This window comes from Psychrobacter sp. SC65A.3, assembly GCF_025642195.1.
Classification (GTDB): Bacteria; Pseudomonadota; Gammaproteobacteria; order Pseudomonadales; family Moraxellaceae; genus Psychrobacter; species Psychrobacter cryohalolentis.
Genome location: NZ_CP106752.1, coordinates 1,095,344 through 1,114,815, shown reverse-complemented (window position 1 = coordinate 1,114,815; position 19,472 = coordinate 1,095,344). Strand labels below are relative to the sequence as shown.

Annotated in this window: 14 protein-coding genes and 2 tRNA genes; 13 read left to right on the top strand and 3 right to left on the bottom strand. The window is 42.1% G+C overall.

Translation table 11 applies throughout. The features are described from left to right. Positions 1 to 41 precede the first annotated feature (41 nt). The gene (gene metG, locus OEG80_RS04800; protein ID WP_263242470.1) at positions 42 to 2,147 is read left to right on the top strand and encodes a methionine--tRNA ligase; all 2,106 of its coding nucleotides are present in this window, start codon (positions 42 to 44) and stop codon (positions 2,145 to 2,147) included. 99 nt (positions 2,148 to 2,246) lie between these two features. Here metG and OEG80_RS04795 read toward each other — a convergent pair whose 3' ends face one another. Beyond that, entirely contained in the window at positions 2,247 to 2,684 is a 438-nt protein-coding gene (locus OEG80_RS04795) for a hypothetical protein (RefSeq protein ID WP_133104496.1), read from the bottom strand. A 422-nt stretch (positions 2,685 to 3,106) separates the two neighbouring features. Here OEG80_RS04795 and OEG80_RS04790 point away from each other — a divergent pair, with 422 nt between their 5' ends. The 12 genes from OEG80_RS04790 to OEG80_RS04740 all read left to right on the top strand — a co-directional run bounded on the left by OEG80_RS04790 (position 3,107) and on the right by OEG80_RS04740 (position 15,919). Then, positions 3,107 to 4,156, top strand: coding sequence for an ABC transporter substrate-binding protein (locus tag OEG80_RS04790; protein WP_263242055.1), 1,050 nt, complete (start codon positions 3,107 to 3,109; stop codon positions 4,154 to 4,156). 139 nt (positions 4,157 to 4,295) lie between these two features. Then, positions 4,296 to 5,321 (top strand): ABC transporter substrate-binding protein, encoded by a 1,026-nt coding sequence (locus OEG80_RS04785; RefSeq protein ID WP_263242054.1) that lies wholly within the window; start codon positions 4,296 to 4,298, stop codon positions 5,319 to 5,321. A gap of 348 nt (positions 5,322 to 5,669) precedes the next feature. Next, complete coding sequence (locus OEG80_RS04780; RefSeq protein ID WP_133104493.1) at positions 5,670 to 6,569, top strand: ABC transporter permease; 900 nt, start codon at positions 5,670 to 5,672, stop codon at positions 6,567 to 6,569. A gap of 31 nt (positions 6,570 to 6,600) precedes the next feature. Then, the gene (locus tag OEG80_RS04775; RefSeq protein WP_011513927.1) at positions 6,601 to 7,395 is read left to right on the top strand and encodes an ABC transporter ATP-binding protein; all 795 of its coding nucleotides are present in this window, start codon (positions 6,601 to 6,603) and stop codon (positions 7,393 to 7,395) included. A 455-nt stretch (positions 7,396 to 7,850) separates the two neighbouring features. Then, a complete protein-coding gene (locus OEG80_RS04770) occupies positions 7,851 to 10,193 on the top strand; it encodes an FdhF/YdeP family oxidoreductase (RefSeq protein WP_263242052.1) in 2,343 nt (780 codons plus the stop codon). 60 nt (positions 10,194 to 10,253) lie between these two features. Beyond that, entirely contained in the window at positions 10,254 to 11,267 is a 1,014-nt protein-coding gene (locus tag OEG80_RS04765) for a formate dehydrogenase accessory sulfurtransferase FdhD (protein WP_263242051.1), read from the top strand. A gap of 750 nt (positions 11,268 to 12,017) precedes the next feature. Next, positions 12,018 to 13,673 carry a sodium:solute symporter family protein gene (locus OEG80_RS04760; RefSeq protein ID WP_327108143.1) on the top strand — a complete coding sequence of 552 codons (1,656 nt, stop codon included), beginning with the start codon at positions 12,018 to 12,020 and terminating at the stop codon, positions 13,671 to 13,673. An 88-nt stretch (positions 13,674 to 13,761) separates the two neighbouring features. Beyond that, complete coding sequence (locus OEG80_RS12980; RefSeq protein ID WP_020443739.1) at positions 13,762 to 13,896, top strand: putative transporter small subunit; 135 nt, start codon at positions 13,762 to 13,764, stop codon at positions 13,894 to 13,896. A 128-nt stretch (positions 13,897 to 14,024) separates the two neighbouring features. Next, positions 14,025 to 14,098, top strand: a tRNA-Cys gene (locus tag OEG80_RS04755). A gap of 125 nt (positions 14,099 to 14,223) precedes the next feature. Beyond that, positions 14,224 to 14,310: transfer RNA gene (locus OEG80_RS04750), tRNA-Leu, on the top strand. Between the two features lie 354 nt (positions 14,311 to 14,664). Continuing rightward, positions 14,665 to 15,219 (top strand): BLUF domain-containing protein, encoded by a 555-nt coding sequence (locus OEG80_RS04745; RefSeq protein ID WP_263242047.1) that lies wholly within the window; start codon positions 14,665 to 14,667, stop codon positions 15,217 to 15,219. 367 nt (positions 15,220 to 15,586) lie between these two features. Further along, positions 15,587 to 15,919: a hypothetical protein gene (locus OEG80_RS04740; RefSeq protein ID WP_263242046.1), complete on the top strand. Its 333-nt coding sequence runs from the start codon at positions 15,587 to 15,589 to the stop codon at positions 15,917 to 15,919. 239 nt (positions 15,920 to 16,158) lie between these two features. Here the strand turns inward: OEG80_RS04740 and OEG80_RS04735 are convergent, their stop codons facing one another. Together OEG80_RS04735 and OEG80_RS04730 are read right to left on the bottom strand one after the other, a co-directional pair. Then, positions 16,159 to 16,314 (bottom strand): hypothetical protein, encoded by a 156-nt coding sequence (locus OEG80_RS04735; RefSeq protein ID WP_263242045.1) that lies wholly within the window; start codon positions 16,312 to 16,314, stop codon positions 16,159 to 16,161. An 803-nt stretch (positions 16,315 to 17,117) separates the two neighbouring features. Then, positions 17,118 to 19,241 (bottom strand): YfjI family protein, encoded by a 2,124-nt coding sequence (locus tag OEG80_RS04730; RefSeq protein WP_263242043.1) that lies wholly within the window; start codon positions 19,239 to 19,241, stop codon positions 17,118 to 17,120. Positions 19,242 to 19,472: the final 231 nt, after the last annotated feature.

The window sequence follows — 19,472 nt, the reverse complement described above, 5'->3', positions numbered from 1 at the left end:
TTTCTATTGATAACCAACCCGTTTATATAAGAATATAGGTGATGAAAGTGCGTGAGATTTTAGTAACCAGTGCCTTGCCCTACGCCAATGGAGACATTCATTTGGGGCATCTTGTAGAGTATATCCAAACTGATATTTGGGTACGATCGATGAAGGCGCAAGGTCATAAGGTGACTTATGTCTGTGCGGATGATGCTCATGGTACTGCCATCATGCTCAAAGCCGAAGACAATGGCGTAACGCCAGAACAGCAAATTGCCAATGTGCAAGCTGCTCATGAAGCCGATTTTGCTAAGTTTTTGATTAATTTTGACAATTATCATTCAACGCATTCAGAAGAAAATCGGGAATTTTCTGAGCTAATTTATCGCCGCCTTAGAGATGCAGGTCATATCTCTACTCGTGATGTGGAGCAGCTATTTGACCCTGAAAAACAGCTGTTTTTAGCCGATCGTTTTGTTAAAGGTACCTGCCCTGAGTGCGCCGCTACCGACCAATATGGTGATAATTGTGAAGTTTGTGGTACTACTTATGATGCGACAGAACTTAAAGATCCGTACTCTACGTTATCAAATGCGACGCCTATTCTAAAGACTTCAAAGCATTATTTCTTTGATTTACCAGAGTTTGAGCAATTTTTAAAGGATTGGACGCGCAGTGATAATCGCTTGCAAACCTCAGTTGCCAATAAGCTGCAAGAGTGGTTTGATGCCGGCTTGACCAGTTGGGATATCTCGCGTGATGCGCCCTACTTTGGCTTTCAAATTCCAGACACGCCAAGCGATGAGCCAGACAAATACTTCTACGTATGGCTAGATGCGCCTGTTGGCTATATGGCAAGCTTTCAGAACTTGTGTGATAAACGTGCAGGTACAGAAGAGGCTCTAGACTTTGACCATTATTGGGCGCAAGAAAACGAGCATAAAACCGAAGTGTATCACTTCATCGGTAAAGATATTGTTTACTTCCATGCGCTATTTTGGCCTGCCATGCTTGCTGGTAGTGAACTCCGTACACCAACTGGCGTCTTTGCTCATGGCTTCTTGATGGTCAATGGCGAAAAAATGAGTAAGTCGCGCGGCACCTTTATTAAAGCCGACACTTATGCTGAGCATTTGCATCCTGAATACTTGCGTTATTACTTTGCGAGTAAGTTATCTGACAAAGTCGAAGACATTAACCTTGATTTAGAAGACTTTATGCAAAAGGTCAACTCTGATCTCGTTGGCAAAGTAGTCAATATCGCCAGTCGCAGCGCTGGGTTTTTAGTCAAAAAGTATGATGGTATGCTGACAGACGTCTGTGCTGAGCCAAGCCTATTAGAAGACATCACCAAGACGGGCGATGAGATTGCTGCGGCTTATGAAAACCGTGAATTTTCTCGTGCCATGCGCCTGATTATGCAGTGTGCTGATAAAGCCAATGAATACATCGATGACAAAAAACCGTGGGCGCTTGCCAAGGTTGAAGGCGCAGAGCAAGAAGTTCAAGATATCTGCTCTGTGGCAATCAATATCTTCCGTCAATTAATGGTATATCTTGCGCCTGTATTACCTGAGCTGACTGCCAATGCTAAAGAATTCTTGAACATTGATGATTTAAGTTTTGCCAGCCGTAATGAGTGGTTGCTTGGTCATCAAATTAATAAGTTTAAGCCACTGATGCAGCGTATTGAAGAAAAAGATATTGCAGCGATGGTTGAAGATTCTAAAGCCTCATTGACACAAGGAGGTGCGCCTACCGCTAGCCAAGACGACGATAAAGCAGCAGCAAAAAATACCTCACCTGCAGCAATGCCAAGCAGTACCGAACAAGCAGACTATATCGGTATCGAGGACTTTGCCAAAGTCGAGATGAAAGTCGCTCATGTTATCGCTTGCAACCATGTCGAAGGCGCGGACAAACTACTTCAGTTCACACTAGATGTTGGTGAAGCACAACCTCGCAACGTCTTTAGCGGTATTCGCAAATTCTATGAGCCTGAGCAATTACAAGGTAAAAAGGTTATTTGCGTGACCAATTTGGCACCGCGTAAGATGAAATTTGGCATATCAGAAGGCATGATATTGTCGTCAGGCGACCCGAAAACAGGTCTGGTGGTAATGACCTTACCTGATGAAGCCGTTATCGGTGATTCACTTGCTTAAAAACGTTAAATTAATTAAGTAATAACAAAAGAACAAAACAAAAAACGGTCTAAATAGACCGTTTTTTATGTTAAAAAGAATAGAAAGTAAGCTTGCTGTTTATCTGGTCAAAATATCAATGATCTGCAACGTATCATTAACGACCGTCACAATTTTATTTTCTGGCGTGCGAATACGAACATAGCGGTCATCATAACGGTCTAAAATTACCGAACGATCATAAATATCTCTATCAATGTTGCCGACTACTCTGTAACCGTATTGATCGAGATCACGCTTGAATGAGGCGTTTGAGTTAGCATGACGATAAGCATTAATGTTAGGCTGGGCATTGCTGCTATAACCATTTTTAAATTTATATTTTTCTGACTGATGCTGCTTGAGCTGTACTTGTTCATGCTTATCTTTACCGACATACGCAGATTTGCCCTTGCCATGATTATTACCGTGACCCTCTTTTGCCATAGCAGGTAAGGAAATCAATGAGATCGCTGTAATGCCAGCGATGGTTAATAACTTAAGATTAGTAGTGTTCATAATGTCATCCTTAAAATATTCATTTGAAAAAGATTAAGTAGATGGTAGAGTCTGTTGAACATTCACTAAGGTCAGCATGATTAATAATGATATGGATTTCAGACTCACTGTAACTTTCGTATAAAAATTAGCTTACGTTTATTATAAAGTGCGTTTGTAATCGCTGAATTGCTGGTTTGTGCGTTTTTTAAGCAGAGTTTTGCCGAATAAAGATGATTTTGCCAAATAAAACAGTCAATACTTGCTTTAATAACACTGGTGACGAATACGCTTTAATTTTTTATTGCGATAAGTTACATTACTGTCATAATATGAACATAATGATCAATGGATTGATTACTTTGATGTTAGCCCGTTATCTCAGCATTCACATAACATTGACTCGGGTAACCTGCACTTTCTAAACTACGAGCCACTATAAAATGATTTTTGCTACTACTTTACGCTTTAGCCTACTTGGTGCTGCGATGAGCGCCGCGCTTGGATTATCAGCCTGCTCTAAACCTGCAGATACTACAACGACCACCGATGACAGTAGCACTACTGCTCAAAAACCTGCCAAAACATTGGCAATCACTCAAATCGTTGAGCATCCCTCATTGGATGATATGCGTCGTGGCATTATTGATGAGTTGGCGGATAACGGTTATGTCGAAGGTCAAAATCTAAAGGTTAACTTTCAAAGTGCGCAAGGCAATACCGCAACCGCAGGACAAATCGCCAAGCAGTTTGTCGGCGACAATCCTGATGCCATCGTTGCTATCTCAACCCCATCGGCACAATCTATCGTCTCTGCAACCACGACCATACCAATTATATATACCGCTGTCTCAGACCCACTGGGTGCCAAATTGATCACTGCAGATGGTAAACCTTTTCAAAGCAATTTGACCGGACTCTCAAGCCAATTACCATTAGAGCCGCAGCTAGATTTGCTACAAAAAATCAAGCCTGACCTCAAAACCATTGGCTATGTATACAGTCCTGGTGAAGCCAACTCGGTATCATTGCGTGATGCGCTTAAAAAAGCGCTGCCGGCACGTGGCTTATCATTACTAGATATTCCAGCCAACCGTCCAACCGATATCGGTATGGCGACACGTAGCTTACAGGGTCGCGCAGATATTATTTATACCTCGTTTGACAATAATGTTGCCTCAGCCTTTGAAGCGATGGCACAAGCTGCCAATGAGCTAAAACTGCCTATTGTTGCCTCTGATGAATTCAGTGTCCAACGCGGCGCCACAGCAGCACTTGGTGTCAATGATTATGACTTTGGTCGTACGACAGGTAAGATGGTTTATCGCATTTTAAATGGTGAGGCGGTCAATACCGTTAAGCCTGAAGTGATGAACGAATTGACGCTCTACGTCAGCCCTAAACATGCTAAAACGCAAGGTGTGGTACTGTCAGATGAGCTGTTAAAAAATGCTATTAATGTCGATGAAAAAGTAAAAATTGCCAGCAAATAATCGCTGGTAGATAAGAGTGAATACGCAGTAGATAGCTTATAATTTATAACAAACACTGTTTATAACCGCAGTACGTAAGATCTTCTATTTATCTTTTATATAATGTACGGACACATTATTATTTTCAGGAGTAAGACCCATGTTGTATCAGAATCGTTTTGCCAAAGCTCTTTTATGGGGCGGTATATGTACCGCTGTTTTGACTGGTTGTAATCAGCCAGCTAAAGAAGGTACCGCGACTGATGGTACTGTGGGCACCGATACCACAACAGAAATGAAAACGGTTGCTATTACCGCTATCGTTGAGCATCCAGCACTTGATGCCGTACGTAAAGGCGTAATCGATGAACTAAACGATGCCGGCTTCAAAGATGGTGAAAACCTTAAAGTTAACTTCCAAAGTGCTCAAGGTAATACTGCCACTGCTGGTCAGATTGCCAAACAATTCGTCGCCGACAATTCAGACGTTATCATTGCTATTGGTACGCCATCGGCTCAGTCAGTCGCTGCTGCAACCAGCAGTATTCCACTGGTATTCTCAGCAGTTACTGATCCGGTTGAAGCCAAACTGGTGTCAAAACTTGATGGTTCTGGCACCAATGTCACTGGTGGCTCTGATGCGCTTCCTTATGAGCCACAAATCGACTTGATGCGCCAAATTATTCCTAGTCTCAAAAACGTCGGCTACGTCTATAGCCCAGGTGAAGTCAACTCAACGATTATCCTAAAAAATCTAAAAGAAAAACTGACGCCACTTGGCATCAAAGTACATGAAGCCCCTGCCCAGCGTAGTACTGATATTGCGATGGCAGCGCGTAGCCTAGAAGGTAAGGTCGATATGATCTATACCTCAACGGATAATAACGTGGTTTCAGCTTATGAGTCACTATATCAAGCCGCTAAAGAAAGTAAGATTCCGTTAATTGCTTCGGATACCAGCTCAGTTGAGCGCGGTGCCATCGCAGCATTGGGCGTCAACTACTATGATCTTGGTCGTGAAACTGGCAAAATCGTTGTACGTATCCTAAATGGTGAAAAAGCAGGCGCAATTCCCGTATACACGCCAAAAGTTCTTGACTTATATGTCAGCCCAAAACATGCTAAAGAGCAAGGCATCACCTTGCCACAAGCGGTTATTGATAAAGCAAAAGAAGTGGTAGAGTAACTGCCTTTTACCTAATTAGTATAAAACAAACAGTAGATGATAATGTTGATTGCGCAAGCTGTCATTATCGTCTACATTAGCTTTACCTTGCTATTTATTGGTGCGAATTATTGCTACAAACAAAACCCAGCTATGTGTCAGTAGGCTGGGCTTGTTGTTTAAAGGCTTTCAATAAGCAAAGATTATGATCATTTATGACAGTGATCGGTTGCGCTTTACCCTAGCTGCAGATTATACAATCTGTTAAATTCACCGCCTAAGTGTTTGGCTTATAGATGATGCTGATATATGTCACTCGTCTCAACCTCATGGTTCTCTAAACACTTGGTTATGACTTACTGATCTCTTATGTCTTTAATTGCTTTTTTTGGTGCACTTGAAAGTGGTCTGATTTATGGCCTAGTGGCGCTTGGCGTCCTTATTTCATTTCGTACCCTCGACTTCCCTGATTTGACCGCTGACGGCAGTTTTCCATTAGGTGGTGCGGTCGCTGGTATCTCTATCATCGCCGGTGTCAACCCGTGGCTTGCTTGCGCCTTTGGTATGCTAGCCGGCTCAATTGCCGGTATCGTTACTGCTTGGTTGCACGTCAAGCTTGGCATATTACAGCTCCTTGCCAGTATCTTGGTGATGGTTGCGCTCTATTCTATCAACTTGCGGATTATGGGTGCGCCAAACTTGCCACTGTTAGGTGAAACGACTGTCTTTAGTACCTTGGTCCATGATGGCAATGGCTATTGGATGCGCTGTCTGATCATTGGTATTGTCGTACTACTGGCTATGTTATTTTTAAATTGGTTTTATAGTACCGAAACCGGTTTATCTATGCGAGCAACCGGCTCAAACCTACGTATGGCGCAAGCACAAGGTATCAATACCTCATGGATGACCATCATTGGTATGGCAATCTCTAACGGTTTGATTGCATTAGCTGGCGCGCTGTTTGTCCAGACCCAAGGTGGCGCAGATATCTCAATTGGTATCGGTACTATCGTTATTGGTTTGGCAGCGGTCATCATCGGTGAGACGATTATTCCCGCTAAACGCATTTGGCTGATTACATTTGCAGTGGTCGTCGGTGCGGTATTGTATAAGCTGTTTATTCAAGTGGCACTATCGAGCGATACGCTACGTAGTATCGGCTTTGGGCCGCAAGATTTGAACTTGATTACTGCCCTACTCGTGGTATTGGCATTGGTATTGCCAAAAGCTAAAAATAAATTCTTAAGTCGTAAAGTTCGGGCTTAATGTCAATGTGCACCCATAAGGAATAATAATTATGATGCAAGCTACAGATTTGCGGTTGACCTTTAATCCTGGAACGCCCATTGAAAACCCTGCCCTACGTGGTATCGATTTAAATATCGCTGATGGTGAATTTGTCACTGTCATCGGTACCAATGGCGCGGGCAAATCGACCTTTTTAAACGCGGTCAGTGGTACCACTCGCGTCGATAGTGGCTCAATCTTACTAAATGGCATTGATGTCACCAAAAAGACCGCGCACCAGCGTGCTCATTGGGTGGCTCGTGTATTTCAAGACCCAATGGCGGGAACTTGTGAAGCGTTAACGATTGAAGAAAACATGGCGCTTGCCTATAAGCGTGGTGGTAAACGTGGTTTAAACTTTGCTCTAAACCAAAATAACCGTGACTTATTTCGCGAAAAATTGTCGGTATTGAAATTGGGTTTAGAAAATCGTTTGACTGACCGCATGGGTCTGTTATCCGGTGGTCAGCGCCAAGCGGTTAGCCTATTGATGGCATCATTGCAGCCGTCTAAGATTCTATTACTTGATGAGCATACGGCGGCGCTTGACCCTAAAACTGCCGCTTTTGTGTTAGAGCTAACCGATAAAATTGTCACTGACAATCAGCTCACCACCATGATGGTCACGCACTCTATGCAGCAGGCATTGGCACATGGCACACGTACCGTTATGCTCCATCAAGGTCAGGTGGTATTAGATGTGGCTGGTGATAAACGTCAAGGCATGACTGTGCATGATTTACTCGATATGTTTGAGCAAACGCGCGGCGAGAAAGTTGATGATGACAGCTTAATATTAAGCTAACCGATAACGCTTATTTCTTTGAATATAAATAAAAAACGCCTACGATGAAGTAGGCGTTTTTTGCTTTTGGTTTACTATAAAAATAATAGCTGATCGTTATTCCCAATTGAGAATCTAACGTCACTATAGTCAAAATACCCTAAAAACACTACGGTACTGCGGGTACAATTTTTTTGCAGACTCTGTCTGCGTAGGCACAGCAAGCAAGAAAAATTGATGCCAGCAGTACATAATATGTCGATATTACTTTTCATTGACTATATCTTTTGAATCAGCTCGATTTTTATATACCAAAGCCCTCTACTCATCAGCCACGCCTAATTTGCTTTGAGGTTTTTGTTATTGATAGGTAATGATATCGCCACTTTGCCACTAGCCATTATATAGTAAGCGTTTATACATCTGCTCTTAGTAAAATGACCGTTATCTATCAGCACTCGCCTATAAGGTTTATCATGCGCAAAATTCCTGTTTATATACACCCTGCAGCGGGCTGGCCTGCACTGATTGCCTCTACGCGTACCTTGATGGATTACAAGGCTTTTTTGCGCGGCAGTATCAGCGTCTTACATAGCAATCAGCCAAAGGACGGCTTTGATTGTCCGGGCTGCGCATGGCCGGATCACAAGTCAAATAAGGCCATAGATGTCTGTGAAAACGGTATCAAAGTCATCGCCAGTGAAACGATGAACAGACGAGCAGACGCGGCTTTTTTTGCTAATAATACAGTCACAGCGTTACAAGGCTGGTCAGGCTATGAGCTTGAACACAGTGGACGCTTATCAGAACCACTCTATTATGATGCTGCTCAAGACCGCTATCTGCCGATTTCTTGGGAAGCGGCTTATGAGATTATCGCTGACCAATTAAAACAGCTTGATTCGCCAGATGAGGCACTGTTTTATACCTCAGGACGGGTGACCAACGAACCTGCTTTTATGTTTCAACTATTCGTGCGCTGTTTTGGCACTAACAACTTGCCTGATTGCTCAAATATGTGCCATGAGCCAACATCAGTGATGCTTGGTAAGCAGTTAGGCATCGGTAAAGCAACCGTAATATTGGAAGATTTTGAGCAGGCTAAATTGATTTTATTGTTTGGACAAAATCCTGCGACCAATCATCCGCGTATGCTTGAGATGCTAGCGCACGCGCATAAGCAAGGCTGCCGCATTGTCTCTATCAACCCCATGCGCGAACAGGGTCTAAGCAAGTTTAGAAACCCACAAAAACCCTCCCATATGGCAGCAGGTCAAAGTGATGAGATGGTCGATGAGGTTATCCAAATACAAATCGGTGGCGATGCGGCTTTATTAACCGGCATGGCTAAATGGCTCACCAAAAACGGTAAAATGAACAGTGGTTTTATTGAGCAGCATACCTCAGGCTATGACGCTCTGGATGCTTGGTTACGTCAGCAATCTTGGACGGATGTAGAGCTTGGCTGTGGCATTAGTAAAGCAGAGATTATTATGCTCGCAAAGTTAGTTGCTGAGAGTCCAGCAACGATTTGTACATGGGGCATGGGCATCACTCAGCATGTCCAAGGCGAGGATAATGTTGCCATGATTACCAACTTGCTATTGTTGATGGGTATGATTGGTATCGATGGTGCAGGCGCATCGCCTGTACGTGGACACTCAAACGTGCAGGGTGATCGTACCATGGGTATTCATGAACGCCCTAAGCAGAGCTTGCTTGATAGTCTTGAGCGTGTTTTTAAGCAACCGATGCCACAAGAAGATGGGCTTGATGTCATCGCCGGTGCAAAGGCACTAATAAAAGGCGACATCAAAGCCTTTGTTAGTATGGGTGGCAACTATGCGGTTGCAGCACCAGACAAGAGTGCCATTCAAACTGCACTGACCTCTACAGAGCTGAACGTCTTTGTAGCAACCAAACTCAATGAAACCATGTTATATCCGGGCAAAAACAACCTCATCCTACCCTGTATCGGTCGTACTGAACGCTTGATTACTGCGAAAGGTGAGCAATTTTCTACCATTGAGGACTCGATGTGTCAGGTTGTACCGACTAGAGGTCGCCTTGAGCCTATCAGTAACACGCTAAAATCCGAAGCGCAAATCGTTGCAGACATGGCAACTCATGTGCTTGGGGCTGAATCCTCAATCCCTTGGCAAGCGATGAGTACGGATTTTGATATTATTCGTGATTATATTGCGCAAGCGATTGAAGGATTTGAGGATTTTAATCAGCGTATTCGTGCTGCTGAGCGTGGTTTTCACTTGTATCATGCGGCGCGTCATCGGATTTGGAATACGGATAGTGGCAAAGCACAATTTGAAGTACCGCAATATCCGATTACCTACGTTGCCGCGCAAATGGCACAAACGACATCTGATTATCAAAATAATTCAGTAAACAATCAAATCTTTGATATGAACCAGTCTGCTGAGCAAAACGTCTGGCAACTAACCAGTGTCCGTAGTCATGACCAATTTAACACCATGATATTCGGCTTCCAAGATCGCTACCGACAGACTGATCGTCGTGATGTGCTCTTTATGCATCCAGATGAAATCAGTCGCTTAGGTTGGCAAAAAGGCGATCAAATCATGGTATCGCGCCAAGACAGTCAAAATGCTGAGCGCACGTTAGGACCTTTAATACTGACAGAGATGGATATTGCAGCGAATGCAGTGGCAACCTATTATCCTGAATGTAATGACCTGCTTGATTTGGACAGTCATGCGCCGGAATCCAGAACACCTGCTTATAAGTCTGTTACCGTGGTATTGAAGTGTCTTGAACAAGCCAGTATAGCAACTGCTGTATGACAGGTATCTCGGCATCAGGACTTTTATTTTATTAATAACACAGGCTAATAAGCACTCACAATGGCAAACAAACCTCACTTGGCTGCAGAAGATAGCTTTAAGAAAGATGCGCCATTGTCACGGCTACATGTGGCATATAAACACAGCTATACATCAGATGCATTTTTAGATGCTGCTAAGAATGCGCCGCTGGATATTGATACCAAGTCAGGAATGTTGGCTGTTGAGGCAGCTGTAGCCATTGTGATTAATGGCATTCACTACGCTGTCTTGATGGCAAGTCCTTATCAACTCGAATACCTTGCCATCGGCTTTTTATATAGTGAAGGATTGATTCAGCATAGTCATGAATTACTAGATTGGGATATTACTCAATTAACAGACGATGAAAGTTATCAAGACTTTACTCCTGATTCTTTCATTCAAAATTCTTCTAATAAAGATTCTCTTAATTCTAATTTGACTGATGAGCTTATAAGCTTGGATCAGCTCTCAGAGCAGCTACAAGACTATGATATATACGTGGTCGAGCTAGTCTTAAACCAGCGCTGTCATCAGCGTATTCAAGCGCAAAAACGCCAACTGGCAGGACGCACAGGATGCGGTATGTGCGGCATAACGGGTTTAACACAAGCACTACCCGATCTAAGTAAATATCAGATAAACAAGCCATTGCTTAGTAGAGCGATGCCTAGTCTTGACGATTTACTGAGTATACAGGCACAAATCAATGTAGCCCAGCACACCCATCAGCTCACAGGCGCTGTCCATGCTGCTGCAACCCTATACGAGCAGCAGCTGTACCTATTTGAGGACGTGGGGCGCCATAACGCCCTCGATAAGCTCATAGGATGGCAGTTGCATCATAAGGCAGAGGTTGACTATGTGCTAATGACTTCGCGTTTATCGATTGAGCTGGTACAAAAATCCATTCGTAGTCGTATACCTTGGCTAATTGGTATGTCTGCACCGACCAGTACCGCGGTACGTATTGCCGAGCGTTATGGCTTGGGTTTGGCAGGATTTTTACGTGATAACCGCGTGACTTACTACGCAGGTTATTCCGACTCCTAAAAAATACATAGACCCTCTTCTACTCTAATGTTTGAACACATTCTTTGTCTAACCGCTTCCATCAAACTTTGTTTTTTAATATCTTCCTCATCTGCCGAACAGGCTTTTCAATGATCAAATTTATATATCATTATTTATAATAATTAACCATAAAATTTGTGATTGATAGCAGAATAGGTTAGTCTTAAGGCACAAACATGTTACTAATATTTAACATTACTGTAGTTTTAATTATCAATGCTACGTATGTCAGGTTAAATGCTTAGACATTTATCACTTGCCATCACGATTACGGATTATGTGTATTAGAGCATAGATTGAGTAAAGCAATACTCGATCCATGGTTATATATATCTGATACACGCTATCTAAACCTAGCATAAGTCAAGCAGTTGCGACTTACCGCTCATCCGTATTATTGCTATAGATGCTTGTACAAGCCTTTATCAGCAGCCAGCTATATCACGTATGCATCATTCGTAGCCTAATGGTTCAGTCATTTACAGACGCATATCGAGCGTTGCCCCTATGATTTTTGACATATTCTTCATAATTTATGATGAAGTCATACAGAGGCAAAAGCCATCCGCTTTCAAATTTTTTTGTGACGGTTCATCTCGTTGCGTGCTACCTATAATTGACCTATAGGCTGAATAGGTCGTTTTTGCATACCTGATAGTCTGGGAGAATACGTTTTAATCTACATTTTACTTATAACAATTGCGAGGTAGGAATTTGAAAACTGAGTCATTGTTCCAATTTTCAGCATTAACCATCATTTTGCTATTACTGGCATTTTATGGTGGCACGTATTTGCTGTCTTTATTAATAAAAAAAGATAAGGAGACGACCTCAGGCTTTATGGTCGCCGGTCACAACGTCGGTTTTGGTATGGGTGCTGCCAGTATGACCGCTACTTGGATCTGGGCAGCGTCATTTTATGCAGCTGCCACGTCCGGCTATAAATATGGCGTCTCAGGACCGTTACATTATGGTTTTTGGGGTGCCTTGATGATTTTATTCATTTACCCTTTTGGGATGCGATTTCGTGAACTTGCCCCTAATGGACATACCTTGGGTGAACTTATTCACGCCCGCCATGGCTCATCAAGCCAATTAATTTTAGCCATATCTAACCTTATGGGCAGCTTAATTAGCTTGATGGTCAATTTCACCGCTGCCGGCGCATTGGTATCAGTATTATCACCTTTGTCATTCCAAACAGGGGTAATTATCGCTGGCGTCGGAGTGCTAAGCTATACCTTAACTTCTGGATTTCGTGCTTCAGTGTTCACCGATTTTGCCCAATTGGTCGCGTTAATGGCGATTGGTGTCATCATTATCCCAGCGGTACTGTTTTCCATGGGTGGTCCTTCCGCCATGGTAAGTGGGCTTTCAAATCTAACCTTGCAGCAACAAGACTTCTTTTCATCCGAGGCCTTTTTTCAGCAAGGTGCGCCCTATTTCGTCGCAGTATTGGCTTATGCTATTGGTAATCAAACCATTACCCAGCGTCTATTTGCCATTGATAAAAGCAAAATTAAAGCAACCTTTATTACTGCTACTGTCGGCTATGCTGGTATTGTAATTGGTCTCGGCATGATTGGACTTATGGCATTAACCATAGGTATTGAGCCGCTTAATGGCAATATGAATAATTTGATTCCGCAAATGGTCAGCACTTATCTACATCCGGTATTCATTGCCTTATTCTTTATCTTGGTTATTGGTGCCCTGTCCTCAACAGCTGATTCAGATTTATCAGCACTATCTACCATTATGATGGCTGACATTTATGGCAAGAATATTGCCAAAAAAGGCGGCGTAAACCAAAAAACCATGATGCTTGTCGGTCGCGGAACCATGATTGTCGCTACGGCAGCAGGATTGATTTTTGCTAGCTTTAAGCTTGATATTCTCGTGATGCTGGTTTTTGTCGGTGCGTTATGGGGTGCGATTGTATTCCCAGTGATCGCCAGTGTGTTCTGGAATCGCGTGACAAACACTGCCTTTACCTCAGCCGTCATCGTCGGATTATTATTATTCTGTATCGCTCGCTTTGAGCTCATACCTATCATTGGCATTACGGCGCTATTTTTTGAAGTATTGGCAAGCGTTGGTGCTGCTGTGGTGATTGGACTCATGGTATTTGGCTTTTTAGGTCGAAAAATGGCTGCAGTAGCTGCCGCCCTCACACTGATACTGATGCTGATATTTGCCACTGGTTTCTTACGTCAATATATGGTGCTGCTTGCATCACTGACCGCTTATGGTGCCAGTACAATCGTCTGCGTCATTATCAGCCTCATGAGCAACGAGCATTTTGACTTTGATCTTATTAAACAGCGCGTTGGCGACTATGACCATAAACCTAGAATACCGCCGACCACCAACGTTCAAAACTAGATTTATATCTTATCGACGTTTTGATGAATTTTTTAATGGCTTGATGTATTCATCATTCATTTTTAATACCTAAAATAAAGGAGTTAATATGGAAACCACGTTTTTTTATGGGCTTTATATCTTAATCTGGCCAGCAATCACGCTGGGTGTACTGATACTTATTTGCACTGCGACCTATAGAGATGTAAAAAAGGCCGTAAATAACAATAAAAGTATCGTTTAGCGACTTAATTAAGGATAGGATTTATCCTGATATGACACTAAATATGCCTAACCTGATAAATAATCGGTCTTTATATCAAAAAGGGCTTGTAATTTAAATTATATTTGCTAATATAGGCGTCCTTGATTGGCTGGGTGGCAGAGTGGTCATGCAGCGGACTGCAACTCCGTTAACGCCGGTTCGATTCCGACCTCAGCCTCCAATTATTTAGGTTAAAAATTTATTAGGATTTATATTAATTTTAGCTTGCTTTATTAATGTAAATGCTTATAATAGCGACCACTATCTAACAAGTAGAAAGCTTACTTATTAGATAATACAAGTTTTGCCCGGGTGGTGAAATTGGTAGACACAAGGGATTTAAAATCCCTCGCTAGTAATAGCGTGCCGGTTCAAGTCCGGCTCCGGGTACCATTATATTGAAAGGCTTCCAAGAAATTGGAAGCCTTTTTCTTATTGTATATCATTAACTTTCTGTAGCTAGATCTTACCTCTACTATCAGCAGATTATGCTGTAATTCTAATGAGAAATTCAGGCATAAAAGCCACCAAGCGCTTTAATACTATCTTATTCTCTATCGTTACGTGTTCTATGAATAGACATAGATTATATCCTCTAAATTATTAATCGATTGAAATAGCATCACTTTATTTATTTAGAAAGTACTAGCTAATGATAGCCGTTAGATAACACAAAGCCTTATTCAACCTGCTTGTTTCATACAAGTTTTTTAGCTACAGTTAAAATTCTTATATTAAATAATGACGATGAACCGTCAAATAAAAACAATCTTTCATAAGCTGGAGTACATTATGGAGCTAAAGCTGAATGAGCTTTCCGATAAAAACAATTTAAATAGTCATCATGGCGAGCATATTATCCTGCGTCTAACTTATGTTAGCCGCTATAACACCGAAAATTCAAATATCGAAGTAGCACGTATTCTTGAGCAGGCGCAGCGTAATAATGAGCGCAATGATATTACTGGTGCATTAGTAATTAATGAAAACTATTTTCTCCAAGTTATTGAGGGCGCAAGACCAGTTATTAACAATCTGTTAAAAAAATTGATTGATGATAAGCGACATTTTTCTTTGCAAATTATTGAGTGTCGTGAAATTGAGGAACGGCATTGGAATAAATGGTCAATGAAATATTTAACGGCTAATGATCAGAATAAAGAGTATGTTCTGAAATACTCAGCCAGCAATGAATTTAATCCTTACCTAATAAGTACTTCTCAAATTACTATGTTTATAGACAAATTATCAAAACTCCAAGAGCGACAAGAAAAACGCGAGTCTAAGATGAAAAAATCTTAGTTTTTGATCAGACGACTAGAATGAGTATATTTTATAGCGTAAGAACAACTTAATCGTCTATCGTATAGCCTACTATATAAGACGCTATACCTCTATATACCCAAAAAACGCCCAAAATAAAGGGCTGACAGTCTATGACAGTCAGCCCTTTATCGTTGTTTGGTGGAGATGGCGGAAACTAAACTATAAGCACAAGCCATTGATTTATATAAGTATTTAAAGTTAAAAATAAGACGATACCAACCATAATACCAACAATCGATTTTTATTTTGATTTTGCCTAATACCTATTATATTGACTGGATGTTATTTTGTAATTGTTTGTCATGATACTATCAACAAATATTTGATTATCGGTGCAATTATTATGAATAAGCTTTTTATCCTACTTACTGCAGTCTTTTTGACTTCATGCAGTGATTCAAATAGTAAGCCTGAATATGGCTCAGATTCTAACTTGCCTGTCAATTGTCGTGCTTATATAGAGGAAGCTATAAGCTACTATGAACGCGAGACTGAGCCTTATGAATATGAGACTTTAGATGTAAATTATCACTGCGCACCTGATGACTGGTATAGCAGCTCATGCCAAGAACACATAGATGATGTAGGAGAGGCTTTAGAGGTAAAGACCGAACAAGTCAAAATATTAAAAGACTCTCTTAGAAGTCATTGCGGCTTAGGGGGTGACTTATGGTGAGATTAGCATTATTCACTTGCTATCTAAATTAAGCATCTTACGCTGTACGCCTAACACTTTTTCCATCAGGTTCATGTATTCGCACATTATTTTATTGTACGTGGTTCGGTGCATTCCTTTGGGTCGTTCACCAATGCCATGGATGATGCCATCTTGCCATCCTAGCCGTGTCCTAATCGCATTCAATCGCCTAAACAAATTATCAATAGGTTGTTCAAGCTGCGAGCCATACTTACCGCCTATGCAATGTCTGCACACATACAAGCCGGCACAATATAATACTGACACTCGCTTGCTGCACTTTGGGCAAAGCCACCAGTGACGATGGCCACCATAATTGCATGCCGTTCTTGACAGCTGAATACTGTAACTGTATGACTTGCCGCGTCGCTCATACCCCACTTGTATGCTGTTAGCCTTTTGGCGTGTTAGTTGATCGCGATAGTGCGATATTTTTAGTTTCGAATGGTGACTGAGGTTTGACGCTGTGGCTATTGCTGGCATGTTTATCTCTCAAGGTTATCTAAATCATTAGCAAATTTGCTTTTTCCTATTGTAGCTTACTTATTTCATGCTCTTTTTATGGACTCAAGAAATTCATCATTGGTGAGCATGCCCCCAATTTTGGGGTTATCTATACGGGCCGTAATTGGACCGTCCTAACCTTAAGTTTTATTAAGTCAGCGTCTTTCTGAATAACAGGTTTTAACAGGTTCTCATCTTATGGCTTTTTTGGGGTTCGTCATCATGTCGAGGGTGTGAAGTTATTAACGCCCAACTTTGGCAGTGGATTGTGTGCGAGTAACTAACCATGATTTGAATGTTGGGTTTTGCTAGGTTGTGGATATTGGGTTTTGCGCGGTGCTGATTGGCTTTGAATGCAATACGTCCAAAACTGGACGCATCTAAAACCTAGGGGAAACCTTAGGTAATTGCTTGCTAATATAGTTTTATACTTAAGATAACCTGCTTAAGTTGCTTAAATTGTCTGTAACGTATGCTTTGTAAGGTATTGGTTTAAGACAGGCGTTTGCTTAAGGTTGCTTAAGTTGCTTAAGTTCATCTTAAATTGAATTTTTTAAGCTCAGTTTAAGCAGTTTAAGCAAGCTTAAGATTTATCAATCTTAATATAAAACCCCTAACCATAGAGGATAGGGGCTGTTTAAGCAGTTTAAGCAATATTTCTTAAGCGTTAAGACTAATCGTATAGTTTAGGATTAATAAATATCACCTTACTACGCCCCTCCACTTCCTGCCTAATATGTTTGGCAGACTCTAATTTATCTAACTCACTTTGTAATAACTTGGTGTTTTTACGCATAGGGTTAGGTGCATTATTAGCAATATAAGTCCTGCTTAACTTATGAGGATTTTTACCCCTCGCTTTATCTACTAGCCAGCAACTTAGCTTTTCACTGTCGTTCTGTTCACCTGTTGGCGTTGCATCAAGATAGCGCAAGCGTTCGGCTGTTGAGTATTCAACCAACATAAAAGCGCGTGTAATGTCATCAATAGTCACCACCTTATGCCCCTCAAAGAACGCCATTAATGACGCTATACGGCTGGCATTCTCTGCCATACGTGAGGCATACGCTTTCAGGTACTCCAATGTCTGCCCTCGTGCTTGGCGGTTCTCTATCGCTTGCATGTGAGTGCAAAATACTTGTTGTGCACCATCTGCCCATTGTATTTTGAGACGCTCGGGTGTACCGGTACTGGCGCTTGGTTCATTGGCTGGCAATGGGTCAAGTAAGCTTTGACAGCGTGACCAGTATTCTATTAAGTGGGGGTTATCATAAGGGCTATCGTTTCTACGCTGAGGATTGTCCCACACACGTTGACCACGCAAGTCAGGAGGGCAAGCAATCAATGCCCTTGCTAAAAACCCTTGCCCATTCATCAAGGGGTCAGTTAATGCCTGTTCTAATACTACCCGTTGACCTTGTAATAGTAGCGTCATGCGTACACCATGCGCGTCTGTTTGCGGTGTGGCATAGGCAGACTTTTGCGATCTTAAGCGTGATACTTCGCCATCACTCCATAACTTAGTGAGTGCTGATAAGGCGCTACCAGCGGTGTCACCTGTCATGGTGTGACCATTAAAGAATTGCCCTGCTTCGTCTGTCGTCCATGATGCGTTATTCATTTCCCCACTGATAAACCTATCTAATATTGGTTCTATGGTCGCATCATCAAACAAGTTCTTAGGGTTGTACGGTCTAGGGTTTTCATCTAAGAACGTGGATAACTCTTTACCCTTTAAACTAACCTTGTCACTTTCCCATGTTGATACGTCATTTAGATAGCTGGCGTATTGCTGCCGCTCATACTCTTTAATCTTGAAATGAGTTAAGCCCATCGCCTGTGTTTTACCGCTACCGCTTTCCCCCTCTGTGATTAGTATTAGGCTGGCTGGCATGTGCCCGTGCCCCATCGGTGCATCAATAAACCGCTGCCCCATGTGTGCCAGTGCCCCTAAAACGCACTGACCTGCCATAGCAGTAGGTACTTGTGCGTAATATGCTACTGCTTCAATGACCTGTCTTAATAAGCCCGTGAACGCACTTATAGGGTAAGGCGTGGCTGCGCTTGGATCATTGGCTAATGGTTCAGGTTCGCCCCATATTTCAGCCTGTAGATCGAGTATGGTTGTATCACTATCAGCTACAATGTTGGTATAGGTAGCGCCATGCTCTAACTGTAGCAGTGCATCAAAAACAGTGATAACCGCTTTGACGTTGGCACCTGCCAGCGGCTTACATACCTTATCTTTCTTATCTATGGTGGTAAAGATAGTAACGGGTGCCACCTCTGCAAAGTGCTTCACCATGCCATTGAATAGCAGACTATCAAGGCATACCAGTAGCGTGACATTATCAGCTATTAGCTTTTGTCCAAACATTACAGCATCATCTAAACCATCAATGGCTATTAGCTCATGGGTGCCATCTAATGTGCCAATGACTAAAGCAGACGGCTGCATACGGTCAATGATTAACGGCTTTTTATTGCTATTGGGTGTCATGCTGGCAATGCTTACTGGCTCATCTTGGTTATTACTCAATACTAGCCCTATCGTGCCCTCTGTAGGCGCTATCATGCCTGTATCAATGCCTACGGTTATGCTAATATTGCTATCAATGTGCAATAGCTTGCGCTCTATGCCTAACTGCTCGTGTAGGTTATAAAGACGTAGTAATATATTGTCATCTGCTAGCCCTTGCCGTGTGGCTGCATCAAAACTATTTATCATTTCTAAAAAGCCTGTGCTATTTGCATGGGCTTTTTGCTGTGTGGCATTTGTGCCTAGTGTGGTGTTCATTTGTTCCCCCTTGCCTGTGCCTCTTTGGGCTGGCGTGTTGATCTGTATTTTTTATAATAAGACTTACGTTTTGCATACTTGCGGCTTTCCTTTGGTGGTGGAAATTGCTTCATTTCTGCACCCTCCAACTGCTACAAATAGCGATAGGTTTTAGCCTATTTATAAGCCTAAAAAATACGCTCATTAAGGGATAAAAATAACGCTCTGTAATGCTAAATATTTTCGGCTGTA